16 protein-coding genes, 1 tRNA gene and 1 pseudogene are annotated in these 21,304 nt (G+C 70.5%); 6 read left to right on the forward strand and 12 right to left on the reverse strand.

Annotated features, from left to right (window positions below):
* The 7 genes and pseudogenes from ALMP_RS01035 to ALMP_RS01065 form a co-directional block, all read right to left on the reverse strand.
* Positions 1-303, reverse strand: a pseudogene (locus tag ALMP_RS01035) (hypothetical protein); the annotation flags it as partial.
* 31 nt (positions 304-334) lie between these two features.
* Entirely contained in the window at positions 335-931 is a 597-nt protein-coding gene (gene pth / locus ALMP_RS01040) for an aminoacyl-tRNA hydrolase (protein WP_264923956.1), read from the reverse strand.
* Positions 932-1,018: 87 nt separating this feature from the next.
* Positions 1,019-1,615: a 50S ribosomal protein L25/general stress protein Ctc gene (locus tag ALMP_RS01045; protein ID WP_264923958.1), complete on the reverse strand. Its 597-nt coding sequence runs from the start codon at positions 1,613-1,615 to the stop codon at positions 1,019-1,021.
* A gap of 187 nt (positions 1,616-1,802) precedes the next feature.
* The gene (locus ALMP_RS01050; protein WP_264923959.1) at positions 1,803-2,777 is read right to left on the reverse strand and encodes a ribose-phosphate diphosphokinase; all 975 of its coding nucleotides are present in this window, start codon (positions 2,775-2,777) and stop codon (positions 1,803-1,805) included.
* 136 nt (positions 2,778-2,913) lie between these two features.
* Positions 2,914-4,362, reverse strand: a complete 1,449-nt coding sequence (glmU, locus tag ALMP_RS01055; RefSeq protein WP_264923961.1) for a bifunctional UDP-N-acetylglucosamine diphosphorylase/glucosamine-1-phosphate N-acetyltransferase GlmU — start codon at positions 4,360-4,362, stop codon at positions 2,914-2,916.
* A gap of 127 nt (positions 4,363-4,489) precedes the next feature.
* Positions 4,490-4,560, reverse strand: a tRNA-Gln gene (locus ALMP_RS01060).
* 23 nt (positions 4,561-4,583) lie between these two features.
* The gene (locus tag ALMP_RS01065; protein ID WP_264923962.1) at positions 4,584-5,444 is read right to left on the reverse strand and encodes a helix-turn-helix domain-containing protein; all 861 of its coding nucleotides are present in this window, start codon (positions 5,442-5,444) and stop codon (positions 4,584-4,586) included.
* A 155-nt stretch (positions 5,445-5,599) separates the two neighbouring features.
* Between ALMP_RS01065 and ALMP_RS01070 the strand changes: the two genes are divergently transcribed.
* The gene (locus ALMP_RS01070; RefSeq protein ID WP_264923963.1) at positions 5,600-6,877 is read left to right on the forward strand and encodes a sensor histidine kinase; all 1,278 of its coding nucleotides are present in this window, start codon (positions 5,600-5,602) and stop codon (positions 6,875-6,877) included.
* Between the two features lie 59 nt (positions 6,878-6,936).
* Here ALMP_RS01070 and ALMP_RS01075 read toward each other — a convergent pair whose 3' ends face one another.
* Together ALMP_RS01075 and ALMP_RS01080 are read right to left on the reverse strand one after the other, a co-directional pair.
* Positions 6,937-7,431, reverse strand: coding sequence for an SUKH-3 domain-containing protein (locus ALMP_RS01075; RefSeq protein ID WP_264923964.1), 495 nt, complete (start codon positions 7,429-7,431; stop codon positions 6,937-6,939).
* A gap of 78 nt (positions 7,432-7,509) precedes the next feature.
* Complete coding sequence (locus ALMP_RS01080; protein WP_264923965.1) at positions 7,510-8,025, reverse strand: YwqJ-related putative deaminase; 516 nt, start codon at positions 8,023-8,025, stop codon at positions 7,510-7,512.
* 307 nt (positions 8,026-8,332) lie between these two features.
* Here ALMP_RS01080 and ALMP_RS01085 point away from each other — a divergent pair, with 307 nt between their 5' ends.
* The 3 genes from ALMP_RS01085 (at position 8,333) to ALMP_RS01095 (ending at position 13,251) form a co-directional block, all read left to right on the forward strand.
* Entirely contained in the window at positions 8,333-9,340 is a 1,008-nt protein-coding gene (locus tag ALMP_RS01085) for an SMI1/KNR4 family protein (RefSeq protein WP_264923967.1), read from the forward strand.
* Positions 9,341-9,347: 7 nt separating this feature from the next.
* Positions 9,348-12,134 carry an SUKH-4 family immunity protein gene (locus tag ALMP_RS01090; RefSeq protein ID WP_264923969.1) on the forward strand — a complete coding sequence of 929 codons (2,787 nt, stop codon included), beginning with the start codon at positions 9,348-9,350 and terminating at the stop codon, positions 12,132-12,134.
* A 229-nt stretch (positions 12,135-12,363) separates the two neighbouring features.
* Positions 12,364-13,251: a cellulose-binding protein gene (locus ALMP_RS01095; protein WP_264923970.1), complete on the forward strand. Its 888-nt coding sequence runs from the start codon at positions 12,364-12,366 to the stop codon at positions 13,249-13,251.
* A 33-nt stretch (positions 13,252-13,284) separates the two neighbouring features.
* On the opposite strand, the gene ALMP_RS01100 is transcribed toward ALMP_RS01095, so the two are convergent.
* The 3 genes from ALMP_RS01100 to ALMP_RS01110 all read right to left on the reverse strand — a co-directional run bounded on the left by ALMP_RS01100 (position 13,285) and on the right by ALMP_RS01110 (position 17,133).
* A complete protein-coding gene (locus ALMP_RS01100) occupies positions 13,285-14,934 on the reverse strand; it encodes a cation acetate symporter (RefSeq protein ID WP_264923971.1) in 1,650 nt (549 codons plus the stop codon).
* The gene (locus ALMP_RS01105; protein WP_264923973.1) at positions 14,931-15,365 is read right to left on the reverse strand and encodes a DUF485 domain-containing protein; all 435 of its coding nucleotides are present in this window, start codon (positions 15,363-15,365) and stop codon (positions 14,931-14,933) included. Before ALMP_RS01105 ends, ALMP_RS01100 begins: the two co-directional genes overlap by 4 nt.
* Positions 15,366-15,639: 274 nt before the next feature.
* Positions 15,640-17,133 (reverse strand): MFS transporter, encoded by a 1,494-nt coding sequence (locus tag ALMP_RS01110; RefSeq protein WP_264923975.1) that lies wholly within the window; start codon positions 17,131-17,133, stop codon positions 15,640-15,642.
* Positions 17,134-17,557: 424 nt separating this feature from the next.
* Here ALMP_RS01110 and ALMP_RS01115 point away from each other — a divergent pair, with 424 nt between their 5' ends.
* Both ALMP_RS01115 and ALMP_RS01120 read left to right on the forward strand, forming a co-directional pair.
* Positions 17,558-18,346: an ABC transporter ATP-binding protein gene (locus ALMP_RS01115; RefSeq protein ID WP_264923976.1), complete on the forward strand. Its 789-nt coding sequence runs from the start codon at positions 17,558-17,560 to the stop codon at positions 18,344-18,346.
* Entirely contained in the window at positions 18,343-20,922 is a 2,580-nt protein-coding gene (locus ALMP_RS01120) for an ABC transporter permease (RefSeq protein WP_264923977.1), read from the forward strand. Before ALMP_RS01115 ends, ALMP_RS01120 begins: the two co-directional genes overlap by 4 nt.
* Positions 20,923-21,304 lie beyond the last annotated feature (382 nt).

The following is a 21,304-nucleotide window of genomic DNA, read 5'->3' on the forward strand; positions in this document are numbered from 1 at the left end:
GGCCACCGACTTCTCGATCACCACCCGCGCCCGCGCCGTCGACCCCGCCGACAACGGCCTGAACGGCCCCGAACACGTCTCCGCACCGCACCGGGCCACCACCACCGTGCCCCGCTCCCGCCCCTTCGTCAGCATCACGTGCTGCGCCGTCCCCCACGACCCCCACACCCCGGCGACCAGAATGACCACGGCCACCACCCCCATCGCGGCCAACCGGCCCCACCGCAACGCGGCGACCGAGGCCGAAGGACGACGCGGGGCGCGACGGGAACGGGCAGCAGTGACAGGCATGGCCGGGATCATTGGCCATGCCCGAACGAGCCGTCAACCTCCCTCAGGAGTTGTACGTCCCCTGCGCCCGCTCCAACCCCTCGATCACCAGACACTCCACCGCGTCCGCCGCCCGGTCCACGAAGTAGTCCAGCTCCTTGCGCTCCGCCGACGCGAAATCCTTCAACACGAAATCCGCCACCGGCATCCGCCCCGGCGGCCGCCCGATCCCGAACCGCACCCGGTGATAGTCCGCGCCCATCGCCTTCGTCATCGACTTCAACCCGTTGTGCCCGTTGTCCCCACCACCCAACTTCAGTCGAAGAGCCCCATAATCGATGTCCAATTCATCATGAACAGCGACGATATTGCCCAACGGCACCTTGTAGAAGTCCCGCAGCGCGTTCACCGGACCGCCCGACAGGTTCATGTACGACATCGGCTTCGCCAGAACCACCCGCCGATTCGCCGGCCCCGGCGGACCGATCCGCCCCTCGACCACCTGCGCCTGCGCCTTGCCCGCCCGCTTGAACCTGCCCCCGACCCGCTCGGCCAGCAGATCGGCCACCATGAAACCGACATTGTGCCGATTCCCGGCATACTCCGGACCGGGATTGCCGAGGCCCACGATCAGCCACGGCGCATTGGCCTCACTCGTCACGTCACTCTCCCTACGCAACAGCCGCCGCTTCCCGAAGGAAGCGGCGGCTGGAGCCGAATACCGCTGGTACTACCGCCGAACAGCCGATCAGGCCTCCGCGGCCTCTCCACCCTCGGCGGCCTCGCCCTCCGGGGCCTCCTCGGCCTGCGCGGCCAGCACCTGAAGGACCACCGCGTCCTCCTCGACAGCCAGCGTCACACCGCTCGGCAGGGAGATGTCCTTCGCGTGGATCGACGCACCGGCCGCCAGACCCTCCACCGACACCGTCACGGCCTCGGGGATGTGCGTGGCCTCGGCCTCCACCGGCAGCGCGTTCAGCACGTGCTCCAGCAGGTTGCCACCCGGGGCCAGCTCACCCTCGGTGTGCACCGGAATCTCGACGTTGACCTTCTCGCCACGCTTGACCAGCAGCAGGTCCACGTGCTCCAGGAAACCCTTCAGCGGGTCACGCTGCACGGCCTTCGGGATCGCCAGCTCGCTCGTCTTGCCGTCGATGTCCAGCGAGATCAGAACGTTCGGCGTACGCAGCGCCAGCAGCAGGTCGTGGCCCGGCAGCGTCAGGTGCAGCGGCTGCGAACCGTGACCGTACAGAACACCCGGAACCTTGTCGGCACGGCGGATACGACGCGCGGCACCCTTGCCGAACTCGGTGCGCGTCTCAGCGGCGAGCTTTACCTCAGACATGTCAATCACCCCTCGTAGGAAGCGGAACGGACGTGGTCACCCGGCCACGAACGGCCTGCTACGAAGAGCGCGTCGATAACGGACCGCCGCACCCCAACCCACGGGGACGGCCTCCCTCGCCGAGCAACCTGAGCAGTCTACTCGGCGCGGGAGGCCGCAGAAAAATCGATCAGTCGAACAGGCTCGTCTACTGCTCGTCGAACAGGCTCGTCACCGAACCGTCCTCGAACACCTCACGCACCGCACTCGCGATCGTCGGCGCGATCGACAACACCGTGATCTTGTCCAGATCCAGCTCACCCGGCGTCGGCAGCGTGTTCGTGAACACGAACTCACTCACCTTCGAGTTCTTCAGACGATCCGCAGCCGGACCCGACAACACACCGTGCGTCGCCGTCACGATGACATCCTCCGCACCATGCGCGAACAGCGCATCCGCCGCCGCACAGATCGTGCCACCCGTGTCGATCATGTCGTCGACCAGCACACACACCCGGCCCCGGACCTCACCCACGACCTCGTGCACCGTCACCTGATTCGCCACGTCCTTGTCACGCCGCTTGTGCACGATCGCCAGCGGAGCACCCAGACGATCACACCAACGGTCCGCGACCCGCACCCGGCCGGCGTCCGGAGACACCACCGTCAGCTTCTGCCGGTCCACCTTCTGGCCCACATAGTCGGCCAGCAACGGCAGCGCGAACAGATGATCCACCGGACCGTCGAAGAAACCCTGAATCTGATCCGTGTGCAGATCCACCGTCAGGATCCGGTCCGCACCCGCCGTCTTCATCATGTCCGCGATCAGACGCGCCGAGATCGGCTCACGCCCACGGTGCTTCTTGTCCTGCCGCGCATACCCGTAGAACGGCACGATCACCGTGATCGAACGCGCCGACGCACGCTTCAACGCGTCGATCATGATCAACTGCTCCATGATCCACTTGTTGATCGGCGCCGTGTGGCTCTGGATCAGGAAACAGTCCGCACCACGAGCCGACTCCTGATAACGGACATAGATCTCACCATTGGCGAAGTCGAAGGCCTTCGTCGGGACGACCCCGACACCCAGCTGGTGGGCGACCTCCTCGGCAAGCTCGGGGTGGGCGCGGCCGGAGAAGAACATCAACTTCTTCTCGCCGGTCGTCTTGATCCCGGTCACAGCACTGTCTCCTCAGAGGTTCTCAACCGGCTGTCGCCAGACCTCGCCACTGCACACGCGACGAAGCCGTCTCAGCTGGTGGGGGTGCGAATGTGCACTTATCACGGTACGCCGTGTCCAACGCGCCCGTTTCCGGTCAGTCCTCGCCGCCACCCTGCTGGGAAGCCGCCTCGGCAGCCTTCGCCGCCGCACTGCCCGGACGCTTACGAGCCACCCAACCCTCGATATTCCGCTGCTGACCACGGGCCACGGCCAGCGAGCCGGGCGGCACATCCTTCGTGATCACGGACCCGGCAGCGGTGTACGCGCCGTCCCCGATCGTGACAGGAGCCACAAACATGTTGTCCGAACCCGTCCGACAGTGCGACCCGACGGTCGTGTGATGCTTGTCCTGCCCGTCATAGTTCACAAACACGCTCGCCGCACCGATGTTCGAATAATCACCGATCGTCGCATCACCCACATACGACAGATGCGGCACCTTCGTACCCTCACCGATCGACGCGTTCTTCGTCTCCACATACGTCCCGATCTTGCCCTTCGCACCAAGACGCGTACCCGGCCGAAGATAGGCGAACGGACCCACCAACGCCTCCGCACCCACCTGCGCACCATCCGCCACCGTGGTGTCCACCCGCGCCCCCGCACCCACCTGCGTATCCCTCAGCCGGCAGTTCGGACCCACCTCCGCACCCTCCGCCAGATGCGTCGACCCCAACAGCTGCGTCCCCGGATGCACCACCACGTCCTGACCGAACGACACCGACACATCCACCCACGTCGTCGCCGGATCCACCACCGTCACACCGGCCAGCATCGCCGCCGTCAACAACCGCTCGTTCAGAATCCGCCGCGCCTCGGCCAACTGCACCCGATTGTTGATCCCCGCGATCTCACGATGATCACCCGCCACCGACGCACCCACCCGATGACCGGCCTCACGCAGAATCCCCAAGACATCCGTCAGGTACTCCTCACCCTGACTGTTGTCCGTCCGCACCCGCTTCAACGCGTCCGCCAGCAACTGCCCATCGAACGCGAACACACCCGAATTGATCTCACGGATCGCCCGCTGCGCCTCGGTCGCGTCCTTGTGCTCCACGATCGCCGTGACGGCACCCGAGACCTCGTCCCGCACGATCCGGCCGTAACCCGTCGCGTCCGGCACCTCGGCGGTCAGCACCGTCACCGCGTTGCCGTCGGCCTGATGCGTCGCGGCCAGCTCGGCCAGCGTCGCACCCGTCAGCAGCGGCGTGTCACCACAGACCACCACCACCGTCCCGTCGACCCCGCCGCCGAGCTCCTCCAGACCCATCCGGACGGCGTGCCCCGTCCCGTTCTGCTCCGCCTGGACCGCGGTGCGCACCTGCGGGTCGATGTCGGTGAGGTGCGCGGTGACCTTCTCCCGGGCATGCCCGACCACGACGACCAGGTTCTCCGGGTCCAGCTCACGGGCGGCGGCCAGGACGTGACCCACGAGGCTGCGGCCGCAGATCTCGTGCAGAACCTTCGGTGTGGCCGACTTCATACGGGTGCCCTCACCCGCTGCGAGAACGACGACGGCTGCCGGGCGAATGGCGCTCACGGAGTTGCCCTTCGGCTGTGTAGGGGTGGAGACATCCGAAGGATACCGGGGTGCTTCCTGGGGGACATGAGAGTGGGCCCTGACCTTGCTGGGTCAGGGCCCGAACTCGCGATGTGCGCGCTGTGAGCTCCCGGAGAAGGATTCGAACCCTCATTCAACGGACCAAAACCGTTTGTCCTGCCCTTAGACGATCCGGGATTGCTTGCGCACTATGCCCGACTCTATTGATCGGCTGCGCGCGCGGACTCCACTATGCCGTACCAGGAGCCCTCGATGCGACGGTACAAGTCCGCGCTCTGCAGGACATTGATGGCCAGGCAGCCACGATAGGACTCGCCGACGTTCTTCCGGACGGTTCTGGGGTTGTGCTTCTTGATGGTCGTCTTGGTGAACTGGGAGCGGTCGGCGCCGACGAGGTCGCACCAGTAGTCCTCGGCTCCGGTCACATCGGCCGTCTCGTGGATCATCACGGCGTACCGGAGGCGCTCGCGTGCGATGCCGAGCAGATCGAGCCATGCGAGGAAGACCTGGATCATCCCGGGGTCGCTGTTGACGAACGTGATCTTCTCCCGGCGGTCGTACGGCTTGTCCTTGCTGCCCTCGGCCCAGTAGAGGCCCACGCCCACCAGGAACAATTCCCGTGGTGAGAGGTCGCCGACCGCTTGCTTGGCCGTTTCCTTGGTGCGTTGCCGCTCCTCGTCGCGGATCCGCAGCTGCGCCTCCCAGCCGCGCCTGGCGAGCGCCGAGGCCTCCTCCTTCGTCCGTGTCCCCTCCGGCCTCGGCAGATCCCGCACCCAGAGCGAGACGGAGCTCTTCGAGCAGCCCAGTTCCGCCTGGATCCGGCTGTACGTCCAGCCCTGCTGCCGCAGCTCCCGTGCCCTGGCTCGCAGGTCGTCCTTGGCCCGCGGTCGTTTCGTCCATTCCGGTGGCGGCTCGCCCTCGACGAGGCGTTGGAGGGTCTCCTTGTTGTGGACCTCGAGTTCGTCGCGGATCTGTCGGAGGCTGTGGCCGGCCCGGCGCAGTGCGACCGCCCGTTGCCGTAGGCCTTCGAAGTCCGCGTACTTGCCCATGGAATGTGCCATGTGCCTACCGTCCGGGCGGAATGCGGGGTTCCGGGTTCGAACGGGCATGGTTCAACCGTTCGAGGGATATCGGTGGGTTTCGTGCGTGTCCGGTTACGGAGTGTGTCGTGGAAACTCGCCGGAAAAGCCGGGGCGGGCGCCCGTAGGCTGGAGGCATGACCACGACGGGGGAAGAGGACACGACGGCTCGGGGAGGGCCGTGGTGGTGGGCGAGGCGCCGCAGTGCGGTGTTCGACTGGTGTCTGGCGGCGGTGTCGGCGGCGGAGTGCGCGGCGGAGGGGGTTCCGTTCGCGTGGGACGCGGGGATCCCGGCGGCGGCGGGGGTCGTTTTCGGGCTGTTGGCGGGTTCGGTGCTGTTGGTGCGGCGGCGGTGGCCGATCGCCGTGGTGCTGGTGTCGATCGCGATCACGCCGGCCCAGATGGGTTACCTGATGGGCATCGTGGGCCTGTACACGCTCGCGGCGTCGGAGCTGCCGAGGCGGATCATCGGGTCGCTGGCGGGGATGCAGTTGGTGGGGACGTTGATCGTGACGTTCGTGCGGGTGCGGCAGAGCATGGGGCGGGGGGATCTGGATCTCGGGGACTGGTTTCTGCCGTTCGCGTCGATCGCGACTTCGTTGGGGCTGACGGCGCCGCCGCTGTTGCTGGGTCTGTATGTGGGGGCCCGGCGGCGGCTCATGGAGAGTCTGCGGGAGCGGGCGGACAGTCTGGAGCGGGAGTTGCAGCTGCTCGCGGAGCGGGCTGAGGAGCGGGCCGAGTGGGCGCGGGGTGAGGAGCGGACGCGGATCGCGCGGGAGATGCATGACGTGGTCGCGCATCGGGTGAGTCTGATGGTGGTGCATGCGGCGGCGTTGCAGGCGGTGGCGCGGAAGGATCCGGAGAAGGCGGTGCGGAATGCCGCGTTGGTGGGGGACATGGGGCGGCAGGCGTTGACGGAGTTGCGCGAGATGTTGGGGGTGTTGCGCAGTGGTGATGGTGGTGTGGGGCGGGTGTCGGTGCCGGTGGCGGCGGTTTCTGTGGGTGTGGAGGAGGGGGAGGGGCCGTGTCTGTCGGAGTTGGAGGAGTTGATCGGGCAGTCGGCGGCTGCGGGGATGGTGGTGGATCTGTCGGTGGAGGGTGAGGTGCGTTCGTACGGTGCGGAGATCGAGCAGACGGCGTATCGGGTGGTGCAGGAGGCGTTGACGAACGTGCACAAGCATGCGGCGGGGGCGAAGACGCATGTGCGGTTGGCGCATCGGGTGGCGGAGATCGCGATGCAGGTCGAGAACGAGCCGCCGCCTGAGGTTGGTTCGGCGTCGTCGGCGCGGTTGCCGTCGGGGGGGAACGGGCTGGTGGGGATGAAGGAGCGGGTGGTGGCTTTGGGTGGGGTGTTTGTGTCGGGGCCGACGGAGGCGGGGGGTTTTCGGGTGTCGGCGGTGATTCCGGCGGCCTGAAGGGCTGGTGATTCCGGCGGCGGCGAAGGGCTGGGGGTTCTGGGGGCCGGCGGGGTGGGTCAGCCGGCGGTGAGGCGGTGGGGTTCGGTGCCGGAGACGAGGGCGCCGAGGGCGTGGTCGATGTCGGGGCCGAGGTACCAGTCGCCGGTGTGGTCGAGGGCGTAGACGCGGCCTTGGGCGTCGATGGCGAGGAGGGTTTCGTTGTCGGTTTCGGTGCCGAGGGGGCTGACGTCGGTGTCGAGGGCGCGGCCGAGGTCGCCGAGGGTGCGGGCCATGTGGAGGCCGTGGAGGGGGTCGAGGTGGAGGGTGGTGGGGGCGACTTGGCGGCCGGGTCCGGTGGGGGTGATGCGGAGTCCGCCGAATTCGGCCCAGGCTTCGACGGCGGCGGGGAAGACGGCGTGGCGGTGGCCGGCGGGTGAGGTGTGTTCGCGGAGGGTGTCGGCCCAGATCTCGGCTTGTTTGATGTCCCAGCGTCCGGGTTGCCAGCCGGCGGCGCGGAGGGCTGCGTCGACGGGGACGGGGAAGCGGGTGGTGGAGGTGCGGTCGGGGTGCATGTGTCTTCGTTCGTCGGCTCGGTGCGTTGGTCAGCTGTCGGTGGGGGGCGACTGAGCTGTCGGTGGCTTGGTGTCGACTCAGCTGTCGGTGGGGGTGGGGTCGACGATGCGGACGCCGAAGTGGGCGGTGAGGGCGGTGCAGGCGCGGCAGGGGTTGGCGAAGCTGCCGTGGAGGGGGTCGCCGTCTTCGCGGATGCGGCGGGTGGTGAGTTTGGCGTGTTTGAGGGCTTTGCGGGCTTCGCCGTTGGTCATGGGTCTGCGGGCGGCGCGTTTGCTGCGGGTGGCGTCGACGGCGGTGATGTGGCGGGAGATGAGGAGTGCTTCGGCACAGCGGCCGGTGAAGCGGTCGCGTTGGCCGCTGGTGAGGGTGTCGAGGAAGTCCTGGACGAGGGGGTGGAGGGTGGGGGGTTGGTCGCCGCGGGCGGCGGTGCCGGTGAGGGTGGCGCCGCGGACGGAGAGGGCGGCGGCGACGGTGGGGAGTATGCCGTCGCGGCGGTGGCGGAGGGTGGGGGCGTGCGGGGTTTCGTCGGTGGACCAGCCGATGCGGGGGTCGCCTGTGTGGCTGGTGTGCGGTCCCGTTTGCGTGGCGTTCATGATCGTCGTCCCCTCCCGTGCATCCCCCCGGAGGACACAGGGTGCCAAATCGCGTGGCGGGTGGGGAAGCTGGGGCGGTGCGACACGCCCGTGTGGGGGCGGGCTGTCACGGCGGGGTGACGGCTGGTCACGGAAGTGGAGGGCCGGTGACCGGTGTCGTCGTACCGCATAGGCTGTCGGCACCGTCGGCGCGCGGTCGACGCGCGTTGGAGACCGTTGGAGAGAGTCGGATACGGGGCGTGGTGGTCGGGACCGGTGTGGGTCCGGCTGCTGGGGTCCGTCCAGAGTGCCGCAGGGGGCAACCGCCATGACGACAGGTCGGCTCGGGCAGGAAGCCGCGCCGCCGAACGCGGCCTATGCCGGGCAGGTCGTGCATTTTCCGGATCCGGTCCGGGCCGCGCGTCATCCGAGGGGGGTGCGGGTGGATGAGCGTGGTTTCCCGGACTTCTCGCCTTATGCGCGGGCGGCGGCGGAGATCGCGGAGCCGCCGGAGGGTTTCGGGGTCGACGAGTTGCGGTTGACGGACTATGTGTCGGCGAACGCGGCGTTGGCGGCGTCGGGTCATGAGTTGTGGGACACGGTGGCGCAGGTGGCGACGCCGCATGGCTGGACGTGGCATCACGTGGCGGGTTCGCGGCGGTTGGAGTTGGTGCCGGTCGAGGTGAAGGCGTTGTTGCGGCATCACGGTGGTGTGGCGACGGCGGCGGTGGATCAGGGCAAGCGGGGGACGCGGCCGTTGCAGGAGACGCGTCCGGCGCATTTCGGGTTGCCGAAGTCGGGTGTGGCGGTGACGGAGTCGCAGGTGCAGGGGGTCGAGGAGGATCTCGGGTACCGGTTGCCGGGTGCGTATCGGTCGTTCTTGAAGGCGGCCGGTGGGTGTGCGCCGGTGGGTGCGGCGTTGGACGCGGAGTTGGGGCTGCTGGTGGACCAGCCGTTCTTCACGGTGCGGGACGAGGCGGCGGTCAACGACCTGGTGTATGTGAACAAGTGTCTGCGTGACCATCTGACGAAGGACTTTCTGGGCGTCGGTTTCGTGCAGGGTGGTCTGCTGGCGGTGAAGGTGAAGGGGGAGCGGGTCGGTTCGGTGTGGTTCTGCGCGTACGACGACGCGCGGGATGTGGATGCGTCGTGGTCGCCGGCGGAGCGGATGGAGCGGTTGTTGCTGCCGTGCGGTGCGGACTTCGATGAGTTCCTGTCGCGGCTCGCGGGTCAGCCGCCGGAGTTGGAGACGGTGGCGAATCTGATGGTGGACGGCGGTTTCGCGCGGGCTGTTCCCGTGTCGTCCGGTTCTTCTGTTTCTTCCGTGGGGGAGTGATCGGGCGATGGTGACGTTCGCGCAGGCGCAGGAGCGCGGGGAAGAGTGGATCAACGGGGACGTTCCGGCGTATCAGCATCGTGAGGTGCGGGTGCGGGAGTTCGATCTCGGGTTCGTGGTGTGGGGTGAGGACCGTGCGGAGGGGCCGCGTTCGGACGGGGGTGCGCAGCGGTTGGTGGTCGCCCGGGACAGCGGGGAGGCGACGTTGTGGCCGTCGTTGCCGGTGGGTGAGGTGATTCGGCGGTACGAGGAGGAGTACGGGCGTAGGGAGGCCGTGGCGGAGCCGGCGCCGGCGGCTGCGGCGCGGGTGGATCTGAATCAGACGTCGTTCTTGTTGTCGCCGCCGGAGTGGTTGCAGGAGGCGGCGGACAGGTTGGGGGTTTCTGAGGGGCGGGGGGTGGATTCGGGGGCGGCTTCTTCGTCCTCGGCGTCCTCGGCGTCCGTGTCCTCCGCGCCGTCTGCGTCCTCCTCGCCGTCCGTGCCTGTGACGGGTGATCCGTCGTTGCCGCAGACGCAGGCGGGGGCGCCTTCGGCGCCGGTGGGGGCGACGCCCTGGACGGGGACGGACACCAACGCCGATTCGGGTGACGACCGTTCGGTGCCGTTGCCGGCGACGGTGTTCGCGCCGCCGTTGAGCGGTTCGGACGACGAGACGCCGCCGCCGTCGTCGTCGTCCCTGCCGGATGCCAAGACGGCGTTGATGTCGGGTGGCAGTCAGCTTCCCCGGACGACGGTCGCGCCGGCGCTCGGTGAGCAGGGTGCGTCCGGTGGTGTGCCGGGTGGGTCGCAGGGCGGTTCGCAGGGTGCGGGGATCCCGGCCGCGGTTCCGCCGGGGAGTACGCCTCCTCCGCAGCCGCAGCCGCAGCCGCAGCCGCAGCCGCAGCCGCATTCGGGGTCGGGTGCGCCGTCGTACTCTCCGCAGGGGCCCGGGACGCCGCCTCCGGGTGGTCCGGGTACTCCGGCGCGGCCGATCGCGCCGGACGCCGGTGACATCTCCGATGCCGCGACCAGCAAGGCGGCGCCGCCGCCGCGGCGTGCGCGCGGGGGTGGGGCGACGCCGCCGCCTCCGCCGGGCGCGCCGGGGACGCCGGGCGCGCGGCCGGGCAGTACGCCGCCGCCTCCGTCCGGTCCGGGTGCGCCCGGGGCTCCGGCCGGTGGTTATGTGCCCACGCAGATGGTGTCGGCGCTCGGCCCTGAGGGGCCGGGTGGGCCGGGTGCGCCTCAGGGGCCGGGCGGCCCGAACACGCCCCCGCCGCCTCCCGCGCCCGGTGGTACGCCCCCGGGTGGGGTGCACCACGCGGCGACGATGCTGGCCGATCCCAGCCAGATGGGCACGGGTGGGGGCGCTCCGCAGCCGCCGGGTGCCCCTGGTGCTCCGGGTGCCCCTGGCGCCCCTGGAATGCCTCACGCGCCGGGCGCTCCGCAGCCGCCGGGCGCCCCTGGAATGCCTCACGCGCCGGGCGCTCCGCAGCCGCCGGGCGCCCCGGGGATGCCTCACGCGCCGGGCGCTCCCGGTGTGCCCGGTGGCGCTCCCGGTATGCCCGGTGCGCCTGGCGCGCAGGGTTCGGCCGGGGGGCCGCAGGGTGCCGTGCACCACGCGGCGACGATGCTGGCCGGGCCCCCGTCGGGCGGTCCCGGTGTGCCCCCGCCGCCGCACGCCCCCGGCGCCCCGGGGATGCCTCCGGGCGCCCCGCAGCCGATGCCGCCCGGTGGGATGCCACCCGGCGCCATGCCGCCCGGTGGTATGCCGCCTGGTGGTATGCCGCCGGGTGGGCCGGTGCCGGGGCAGCCGCCGGCGTACGGGTATCCGCAGCAGGGGCAGCCGACGGTCGGTCCGGGCTACCAGGCGGTGCTGCGCTACCGGGCGCAGGACGGGTCGGAGCAGCAGCTGATCCGGCGTTCGGCGCCGGGGACGCCGCACCCGGAGTGGCAGATCTTCCACGAGCTGCGGGCGATGAACGTGCCGCCGGACCAGGTGCTGGAGCTGCACACCGAGCTGGAGTCGTGTGAGCTGCCGGGCGCGTACTGCGCGCGGATGATCCGGGAGCAGTGGCCGCAGGCGCGGATCACGAGCATCGCGCCGTACGGCACGGATCACGCGAGCCGGCAGCAGGGGATGCAGCAGTTGCTGGCGCACCAGGGCGAGTTGCACCAGGTGGCCGACGGTCCCGCGCGGCCGGGGCCGGTGCGGGCGCCGTTGCCGCCGGTGCAGCCGGTTCCGCCGGTACCGCCGGAGGCGATCGCTCAGGAGCTGGGTGCGGCGTTCGGGCCGGGTGTGTTCCGGTTCGAGCAGGCGGCGGTGTCCCGGCAGGGTGTGCCGCCGGTGGTGGCGCACACGCTGGTGGCGGCGGGTCTGCCGATGGACATGGGTCCGTTCTTCTGGGCGCAGGCCCAGCCGGGGCGGCCGGTGCCGACGCTGGCCGAGCTGGCGGCCGAGCGGGGTGTGCAGCCGGCGCCGGACGCGGGCTCGTACCTGGTGATGGGCAGTGACTTCGGCAGGGCGATCTGTGTGCAGTACGGGACGGCGAACATCGTCGCGGTGCCAGTGGAGGCGGGGCCGGGCGGGGCGCCGGTGCCGCCGCAGTTCGTGAACACGGGGCTGCCGGAGTTCGCGCGCTGCCTGGCGCTGCTCGGGCGGATGTGGCGGCTGCGGTTCGGGCTGAACCAGGAGCAGGCGGGCCGGTGGACGGTCGACTTCCAGGCGCAGTTGGCGGCGTTGGACCCGGCCGCGCTGGGGTCGCCGGAGAGCTGGTGGTCGGTGCTGCTGGAGCAGATGTGGGACGGGCTGCTGTGAGGCGTACGCCCCGCTGACGGGTGTGTGGCGAGGGCCGGGCCGGGTCGTGTGACCGGGCCCGGCCCTTTCGTATGCCTTCGGTGGGGGGCTTGTTCGTCCATGTGGGCTGTTATGGCACGTATTGCCGGACCCTTATGTCCGGAGTGTCGCGTTAGGCATGTAAGTCCGATACATCAAGATATGCGCGAAATCATTTTTTCGCGGCAGTCTGGTGGAGAGGGGCTACAGGATGAGCAGCGCAAGGGTGTCACCGCAGCAGCAATTCGCGACCGTTCGCGGGCGCGGCTACCGGCCCAAGGAAGTCGACGTGTACACCAGCACGCTCTCCGCCGAACGCGACGCCGCCTGGGAGCGGGTCGCCCGGCTCACGGTGCTGGTCAAGGACATGATGGTGGAGGCCGAGCGGCTGCGGGAGGCCGTGAAAGGGCTCGGGCCGCAGTCGTACGACAGCCTCGGGGAGCGCGCGCGGCAGCTCTTCCAGCTCGTGGAGGAAGAGGCGGCGGACGTCGTCGACCGGGCGCGGCGCGCGGCCGACGAGGAGCTGGCGCAGGCCGAGGAGCACGCGGACACCGTGCGCCGGTCGGCGCAGGAGCACGCGGACGCGCTCCGCTCCGAGGCCAAGGAGCAGGCCCGGCTGCGGCTGGTCGCCGCGCGTGCCGAGGCGCACGGGATCCGGGTCAGCGCCCGGCGCAAGGTGAAGGAGTTCCGGGGCGAGGCGCTCACGGCGCTGCGCGATGTGCGGCAGCGCACCGCCGCCATGCTCGTCGAACCGAAGAAGGAGTACGCCGAGAAGATGGCGGCGGAGGAGCGCGAGGCCGCCGAACGGGTCGCCGCCTTCGAGGCTCAGCACGCCGGTGCGGTGGCCCGCGCCGAGGAGGCGCTGGCCGACGCGCAGCGGGAGCTCGCCGAGGCGCATGAGGCGTCCCAGCGGCGCGAGGAGGAGGCACGCGCGCGTGCCGCCGAGATCCTCGCCGAGGCCCGTCAGCGCAAGGAGCGCATCGCGCGCGAGACCGAGCGGGTGCTGCGCGAGCACGGCGAGCGGTGGGACCAGGTGCAGGCGCACATGGACTCCGTGCGCAACAACCTGAGCGCGCTCACGGGACGGGTGGTCGAGTAGTTCCCCGCCTGTCCCTTCCCCGCTCGTCCTTCGTCAGCTGTCCCGTCGTGCCGCCCCCGCCAGGATCCAGCCCTCCACCGCCTCGTACTGGTGCCGCTGCTCCTGCGCCTTGCGGCGGCCGGAGGCGATCGTGCCGAGCCAGCCGAGGGCGAAGCCGAGGGGGATGGTGACCAGGCCGGTGGTGGTGAAGGGGAACCAGTTGAAGTCGGCGTCGGGGAAAGCGGCGGCGGGGGAGCCGGAGACGAGGTTGGTGCCCGGCATCAGCAGCAGCACGGAGAGGGTGCCGCCGATGAGGGTGCTGAGCAGGCCGGTGCGGGTGTAGCGGCGCCAGAAGAGGCTGTAGACGAGGGCGGGGGCCAGGGCCGAGGCGCCGAGGCAGAAGGAGAGGGTGACCAAGGGCTGGAGGCTGCGGTGCTGGACCTGGGCGGCCAGCAGGATCGTCGGCACGCCGACGGCCAGCGCGGACAGCCGGGCCAGCAGCATCTCGCGGCGCGGTGAGGTCTCACGCGCGCGTGCGGCGAAGACGTCGTGGGCGAGGGAGTTGGCGCAGGCGAGGATCATGCCGGCGACGGAGGCCAGGACGGTGAGGAAGATCGCCGTCGTCACGGTGGTGAACAGCAGCGTCTCGGCCGTGGACACCTCCCGCCCGAACGCGGCCCGTGAGCCCAGCAGATAGGCGGTGTTGCCCTGCGGGTCGGCGCCGGCGATCGCCGCGCGGCCGACCAGAGCCGTCGCGCCGACCGCGACGACCGTGATGACCAGCACGAACAGCGCCACGGCCGACACCGCCCAGGACATCGAGCGGCGTACCTGGCGGGCGCTGGAGGCGGTGTACATGCGCATGGTGATGTGCGGCAGGCAGGCGCCGCCGAGCACCACCGCGAGCTGGGAGCTGATCATGTCCAGGCCGGGGTGGGGGCCGGTGGAGAACTGGAGGCCGGAGTCGAGGAAGGCGTCGCCGAGGCCGCTGCCCCGGGCCGCCGCGTCGAACAGGGCGCCCGGGTTCCAGTCGAAGCGGTGCAGGACCAGGACGGCGACGACGGCGCCGGAGCCGAGCAGCATCACGATCTTCAGGATCTGGATCAGGGCGGTGCCCTTCATGCCGCCGATCGCCGCGTAGCTGATCATCAGGACGCCCATGCAGACCATGCAGCCCGTCTTGACCGCGTCGCCGGAGAACCCCAGCAGGAACGCCAGGAGCTGGCCCGTGCCCGCGAGCTGTACCAGCATCATCGGCAACAGGGCGGCGATCGTCACCGCGCACGCCGTGACGCGCACCGCGCGCCCCGGCATACGGCGGGCCAGGGCGTCGCCCATGGTGAACCGGCCCGCGTTGCGCAGCGGTTCGGCCAGCAGGAACATCAGCAGCATCAGCGACAGGGCCGTGCTCAGGGCGAGGACGATGCCGTCGTGGCCGTACAGGGCGATCACGCCGCCGGTGCCGAGGACGGTGGCCGCCGAGATGTAGTCGCCGGCGACGGCCAGGCCGTTGCGCAGCGGGGACAGGGAGCGGTAGCCGGTGTAGAACTCGTCGAGGTCGTCGCGGTCGGGGCCGGTCATCACGCACAGCAGGAGGGTGACGGTGACGACGGCGGTGAACGCGACGAGGGACATCGTCTGTGCGTCGCCGCTGAGTTCGGTGAGTCCGTCGGCCGCGTGCGGGATCGTGCCGGGTGCGGTCATCGGGAGGCCTCCCCGTGGCGGGTGGCGCGCCGGGCGTCGAGCGCGACCTGCTTGCGGATGCGTTCGGCGAGCGGATCGACGTGACGGCGGGCGGTGTGCTCGTAGAGGGCGATCGCCAGCAAGGCGACGGGGAGTTGGAGCAGGGCGAGCAGCAGCCCGGCGGGCAGGCCGGGGCCGACGCGGTGGGTCATCAGGGACGGGGCGTAGGCGGACAGGACGAGGAAGAGGACGAAGTAGCCGAGCGCGGTGAGCGTGGCGACCCGGCGTTGACGGCGGTAGGCGCCGCGCAGCAGCCGCAGGTCGCTGTGGTGCCCGAGCGGCGCGCGGTCGGCCGGGCGCCGGGCTGCGGGTGCGGGTTCGGGCGGGGGCGGCGGCTGCCAGGGGTAGGTGAGGTGGGGCGGATCGTGGGGCGGGAACGAGTCGTGGGACATCCCGACTCCTTGCGTGGCTCGGGTCCGTGGCGGCGGACCGCAGGGAGGTGGGGGGTGCGAGCCACGCACGTTACCGGGGAGTACGGCGCTGCGCGAGGGTTTGGACAAACTGATCGGTCGGTATGCGCTTTCTTCGTCAAGAGGGCCCTGAGCTGGGGTGTTACCGCCGTTAACCCGCCCGGTCGCGAGCCGTCCCGTCGTCCGTCAACCCGCTCGGTCGGGAGCCGTCCCGACGTCCGTCAACCCGCCCGGTCGCGAGCCGTCCCGCCGTCCGTCACCCCTTCAGCACCGGGAACCGCCGAGGCGCCACGCACAGCAGCACCAGGAAGGCGACCGCCGCCGCGCACGACGCACCGAGGTACACCGCGTGCACCGCGTCCGCGACGGCCCGCCGGGTCGGCTCGGGGACGGTTCCCGCGTTCCACGCGCGCGTGACGGAGTCCAGGTCCCCCGCCCCGCCCAGCCGCGCGGCCAGCACCCCGTTGGCGACCGCGCCGAACACCGCCGCGCCCACCGTCTGTCCGGTCTGGCGGCAGAAGAGGACGGACGCGGTCGTCGTACCGCGCTCCGACCAGCCGACCGTCGACTGCACCCCGACGATCAGCGGAAGCTGGAACAGGCCGAGGGCCGCGCCCAGCAGCAGCATCAGCACCGCCGGCTGCCAGGCCGCGCCCGGATACGGCAGGAACGGGAAGGCCAGCAGCACCAGGGTCGCCGCGCCGATGCCGAGCAGGGCGGTGTCCCGGAAGCCGATGCGTCGGTAGACGTGCTGGCTCAGCGCGGCCGACAGCGGCCAGCTCAGCGTCCACACCGACAGCACGAACCCGGCGGTGACCGGGTCGAGTTCGAGCACCGACTGCGCGTACGTCGGCAGGAACACCGTCGGCGCCACCATCACCAGCCCCAGCGCGCCCAGCGCGAGATTGACCGCGGCGATCGTACGGCGGCGCCAGACCCAGCCGGGGATGATCGGCTCGGCCGCCCGGCGCTCCACCAGCACCACCACCGCCACCAGCGCCAGCCCCGCGGCGAACAGGGTGAGCGACGGCGGCGACAGCCACGGCCAGGCCACCCCGCCCTGCACCAGCGCGGTCAGCAGCACCCCGCCGCACGCGAACACCGCCGTCGCCCCCGCCCAGTCCACGCGCGCGCGTGGCCGCGACTCCCGCTGCGGCTCGTGCAGATGACGCACGATCAGCCACAACGCCACCGCTCCGACGGGCAGGTTGACGAGGAAGATCCACCGCCAGTCGGCGTACTCGGCCAGCAGCCCGCCCACGCCGGGGCCGGCGACCGCGGACACCGCCCACACCGTGGACAGCTTCGACTGGATCTTCGGGCGTTCCTCCAGCGGATAGAGGTCGGCGGCGAGCGTCTGCACGGTGCCCTGCAACGCCCCGCCGCCCAGCCCTTGCAGGACCCGGAACGCGATCAGCGAGCCCATGTTCCAGGCGAGCGCGCACAGCAGCGACCCCAGCAGGAACAGCGCCGCGCCGGCCACCAGCACCGGTTTGCGGCCGAAGGTGTCGGAGAGCTTGCCGTAGACGGGCAGGGTGACCGTCACGGCGAGGAGATAGCCGGAGAACAGCCAGGAGAACACCGAGAACCCGCCGAGGTCGGCGACGATCTGCGGGACGGCCGTGGAGACCACCGTGGAGTCCAGCGCGGCCAGGGCCATGGCGAGCATGAGCGCGGCGACGACCGCCGCCCGCCTGCCGGTGGCCGGATGCCCGGCGGCTTCCCGCGTCGCGGGTCTGATGTCCCCCACCTGCGCCCTCCCCATGGGGTGCGTGTCCCTTGCAGCTATGCGCTGCCGACAGCTTCCCACTTGAGCCTGACGCGGCGGCAGGGTGGAAGCTGGACGGGCCGGAGGGTGGAGACGCCCCTGAGAGGCGCTCCACCCGCCGGTGGACTGCCCCTAGGGGTACCTCCGTACTACGGCTGGGGGAGGGTTCGTACCGTCGGAGGAGGAGAAGGGCCGGGTCCCGTACTTAGCCTGGCTTTACGCCGTCGACGGGGGGTGGGGGAGGGCCGACCCCGACTCCGAGAGGTGGGGTTATCCCCCCGTGAAGACGGGCCCGAGCACCAGCGCGCGGGACCCTCCCGCGCCGACAGACTCATCGACGTAGAGCCACTCGCTGCCTCAGTGCACCTCCGGCAGCTTCCTTTACTTCCGACATAGGAGATTTACCGTGACTTCGGCTGTGACCATTCCCAGGCACGGGGGCACTGGAGGGCGTACGGCCGTTGCCGCGCGAGCGCGGCAGGTCGTCAAGGCGTACGGGTCCGGGGAGACCCGGGTCGTCGCCCTCGACCACGTCGACGTGGACATCGCCCGCGGCCGGTTCACCGCGATCATGGGCCCCTCGGGGTCCGGCAAGTCCACGCTGATGCACTGCCTCGCCGGTCTCGACACCGTCTCGTCCGGGCAGATCTACCTGGACGAGACCGAGATCACGGGCCTGAAGGACAAGAAGCTGACGCAGCTGCGCCGGGACCGGATCGGGTTCATCTTCCAGGCGTTCAACCTGCTGCCGACGCTCAACGCGATCGAGAACATCACGCTGCCCATGGACATCGCCGGCCGCAAGCCCGACAAGGGATGGCTGGACCGGGTCGTGGAGACCGTCGGTCTCGCCGGGCGGCTGAAGCACCGGCCCACCCAGCTCTCCGGCGGCCAGCAGCAGCGCGTCGCCGTGGCGCGCGCCCTCGCCGCCCGCCCCGAGATCATCTTCGGGGACGAGCCGACCGGAAACCTCGACTCGCGCGCGGGCGCCGAGGTCCTGGGCTTCCTTCGCCGTTCCGTCGACGAACTGGGCCAGACGATCGTCATGGTCACCCACGACCCGGTGGCGGCCTCCTACGCCGACCGTGTGCTCTACCTGGCGGACGGCCGCATCGTCGACGAGATGCACCAGCCGACGGCCGATCAGGTCCTGGACCGCATGAAGGACTTCGACGCCCGGGGGCGTACGTCATGACCGTCATGAAGACCTCCCTGCGCAACTTCTTCGCGCACAAGGGACGCATGGCCCTGTCGGCCGTGGCGGTCCTGCTGTCGGTGGCGTTCGTCTGCGGGACGCTCGTCTTCACCGACACCATGAACACCACCTTCGACAAGCTGTTCGCGGCCACCTCCTCCGATGTGACGGTGAGCGCGAAGAGCGCCTCGAACACCGGTGAGACCACCGCCGGCAACGGCAAGCCGCCGGTCCTGCCGGCCGCCGTGGTCGACGAGGTCCGCAAGGCGCAGGGCGTGAAGTCGGCGGAGGGCACCGTCTTCTCCACGTCGGTGACGGTCGTCGACGCCGACAAGGACAACCTGTCGCCCTCCAGCGGCGCCCCGACCATCGTCGGCAGCTGGAACGGCCAGGACGCCCGCACCATGAAGATCACCGAGGGTGCCGCGCCCACGAACTCCGGCCAGGTCATGGTCGACGCGGACACCGCCGACAAGCACGACCTGAAGCTCGGCGACGAGATCGGCGTGATCAACGCGGTCGGCACGCACACCGCGAAGATCTCCGGCATCGCCGCCTTCCAGGTCACCAACCCCGGCGCCGCGATCTTCTACCTCGACACCAGGACCGCCCAGCGCACCCTGGTCGGCGAGCCGGACGTCTACACCAACGTCAACGTCACGGCCGCGTCCGGGGTGAGCGATGCGCAGTTGAAGAAGAACGTCGTGGCCGCGATCGGCGCCGACTACAAGGTGCAAACCGCCAAGGAGACCGCCGACGCCAACCGCAAGGACGTCGGGGAGTTCCTGAACGTCATGAAGTACGCGATGCTCGGCTTCGCCGGGATCGCCTTCCTCGTCGGCATCTTCCTGATCATCAACACCTTCTCCATGCTGGTCGCCCAGCGCACCCGCGAGATCGGCCTGATGCGGGCCATCGGCTCCAGCCGCAAGCAGGTCAACCGCTCCGTCCTCGCCGAGGCGCTGCTGCTCGGCGTCGTCGGCTCGATCCTCGGCGTCGGCGCGGGCGTCGGCATCGCCGTCGGCCTCATGAAACTCATGAGCATGACCGGCATGAACCTGTCCACCGACGACCTGACGGTCGCCTGGACGACGCCCGTGATCGGCATGGTCCTCGGCATCGTCGTCACCGTCCTCGCCGCCTACCTGCCCGCCCGCCGCGCCGGCAAGGTCTCCCCGATGGCCGCTCTGCGGGACATCGGCGCACCGGCCGACGCCAAGGCCGGCGTCGTACGGGCCGTGCTCGGCGTGCTGCTCACCGGCGCCGGCGGCGCCGCCCTCTACCTGGCCACCGCCGCCGACAAGGCGAGCGAGGGCTCGCTCTGGCTGGGCCTGGGCGTCGTGCTCAGCCTGATCGGGTTCGTCGTCATCGGCCCGCTGCTGGCCGGCGGTGTGGTCCGCGTCCTCGGCGCGGTCCTGCTGCGGGCCTTCGGACCCGTCGGCCGCATGGCCGAACGCAACGCCCTGCGCAACCCGCGCCGCACCGGCGCCACCGGCGCGGCCCTCATGATCGGCCTCGCCCTGGTCGCCTGCCTGTCCGTCGTCGGCTCCTCCATGGTCGCCTCGGCCACGGAACAGCTCGACAAGTCCGTCGGCACGGACTTCATCATCCAGAACGACCAGGGCCAGCCGCTGACCCCGCAGGCCGTCCAGGCCGTGAAGAAGACGCCCGGCCTGGAACGCGTCACCGAGTACAAGCTGCTCGACGCCGACCTGATCACCCCCGACGGCAAGACGTCCAAGAACGAGACGATCAACGCGACCGACCCGTCGTACGTCGAGGACCTGCGCACCGAGACCGTGGCGGGCGACCTCGCCGACGCCTACCGGCCCGGCTCGATGTCCGTCTTCGAGGGCTTCGCCACCGAGCACGACCTGAAGATCGGCTCCAAGGTCGACGTCGCCTTCGAGGACGGCCGCACCGCCTCCCTCACCGTCCGCGCGATCACCAGCGACGAGGTGGTCATCGACAAGGGCGCGATGTACGCGTCGATCGCGACCGTCGCCCAGCACGTGCCGGCCGAGAAGATGCCGCTGGACGCCATGGTCCTGGCCGCCGCGAAGGAGGGTCAGCAGGACGCCGCCTACAAGGCCCTGAAGTCCTCGCTGCACGACTACCCGCAGTACAAGGTCCGCGACCAGACCGACTACAAGGAGGCCCTGAAGGAGCAGATCGGCCAGATGCTGAACCTGATCTACGGCCTGCTGGCGCTCGCGATCGTCGTCGCCGTCCTCGGTGTCGTCAACACCCTGGCCCTGTCGGTGGTGGAACGCACCCGCGAGATCGGCCTGATGCGCGCGATCGGTCTCTCCCGCCGCCAGCTGCGCCGCATGATCCGCATGGAGTCGGTCGTCATCGCCCTCTTCGGCGCGCTGCTCGGCCTCGGCCTGGGCATGGGCTGGGGCGCGACCGCCCAGCAGCTGCTGGCCCTGGAGGGCCTGAACGTCCTCGACATCCCCTGGCCGACGATCATCGGCGTGTTCATCGCCTCGGCCTTCGTGGGCCTGTTCGCGGCCCTGGTGCCGGCGTTCCGGGCCGGGCGGATGAACGTCCTGAACGCGATCGCGACGGACTGACCACCACGCCGTCGCCCACGGGGGGCGGCCCGGCGCCGAAGAGCCACGGGGGGCTCTTCGGCGCCGGGCGCTTTTCCGTCGCGGGCCGGTTTGCCGTTGGGGCTGGTTTGCCGTCGCGGGCCGGTTTGCCGTTGGGGGCCGTTTCCGTCGGAGTGCCCGTTTGCCGTTGGGGGGCTGTTTTCGGTCGCGGGGCTGGTTTTCCGTCGTAGGGCCGGTGTTCGGTCGCGGGCCGGTCGGTGTTCCGTAGGGGGCCGGTGTTCCGCCGTGGGGCCAGCCGGTGTTCCGTCGCGGGCGGGCCCGGTTTTCCGTCGGGGCCGGGTTCCGTTGCGGGCGGGCCTGTGGATGACACCCCGGGGTTCCCGGAGGGTTATCCACAGGCCCG

Source organism: Streptomyces sp. A012304 (genome assembly GCF_026008495.1).
Classification (GTDB): domain Bacteria; phylum Actinomycetota; class Actinomycetes; order Streptomycetales; family Streptomycetaceae; genus Streptomyces.

Excerpts from the sequence above, each read along its gene's own strand:
- ALMP_RS01045 (WP_264923958.1), bottom strand. The coding sequence starts at position 1,615 with ATGTCTGAGGTAAAGCTCGCCGCTGAGACGCGCACCGAGTTCGGCAAG.
- ALMP_RS01065 (WP_264923962.1), bottom strand. The coding sequence starts at position 5,444 with ATGGCACATTCCATGGGCAAGTACGCGGACTTCGAAGGCCTACGGCAA.
- ALMP_RS01070 (WP_264923963.1), top strand. The coding sequence starts at position 5,600 with ATGACCACGACGGGGGAAGAGGACACGACGGCTCGGGGAGGGCCGTGG.
- ALMP_RS01075 (WP_264923964.1), bottom strand. The coding sequence starts at position 7,431 with ATGCACCCCGACCGCACCTCCACCACCCGCTTCCCCGTCCCCGTCGAC.
- ALMP_RS01080 (WP_264923965.1), bottom strand. The coding sequence starts at position 8,025 with ATGAACGCCACGCAAACGGGACCGCACACCAGCCACACAGGCGACCCC.
- ALMP_RS01085 (WP_264923967.1), top strand. The coding sequence starts at position 8,333 with ATGACGACAGGTCGGCTCGGGCAGGAAGCCGCGCCGCCGAACGCGGCC.
- ALMP_RS01090 (WP_264923969.1), top strand. The coding sequence starts at position 9,348 with ATGGTGACGTTCGCGCAGGCGCAGGAGCGCGGGGAAGAGTGGATCAAC.
- ALMP_RS01095 (WP_264923970.1), top strand. The coding sequence starts at position 12,364 with ATGAGCAGCGCAAGGGTGTCACCGCAGCAGCAATTCGCGACCGTTCGC.
- ALMP_RS01100 (WP_264923971.1), bottom strand. The coding sequence starts at position 14,934 with ATGACCGCACCCGGCACGATCCCGCACGCGGCCGACGGACTCACCGAA.
- ALMP_RS01105 (WP_264923973.1), bottom strand. The coding sequence starts at position 15,365 with ATGTCCCACGACTCGTTCCCGCCCCACGATCCGCCCCACCTCACCTAC.
- ALMP_RS01120 (WP_264923977.1), top strand. The coding sequence starts at position 18,343 with ATGACCGTCATGAAGACCTCCCTGCGCAACTTCTTCGCGCACAAGGGA.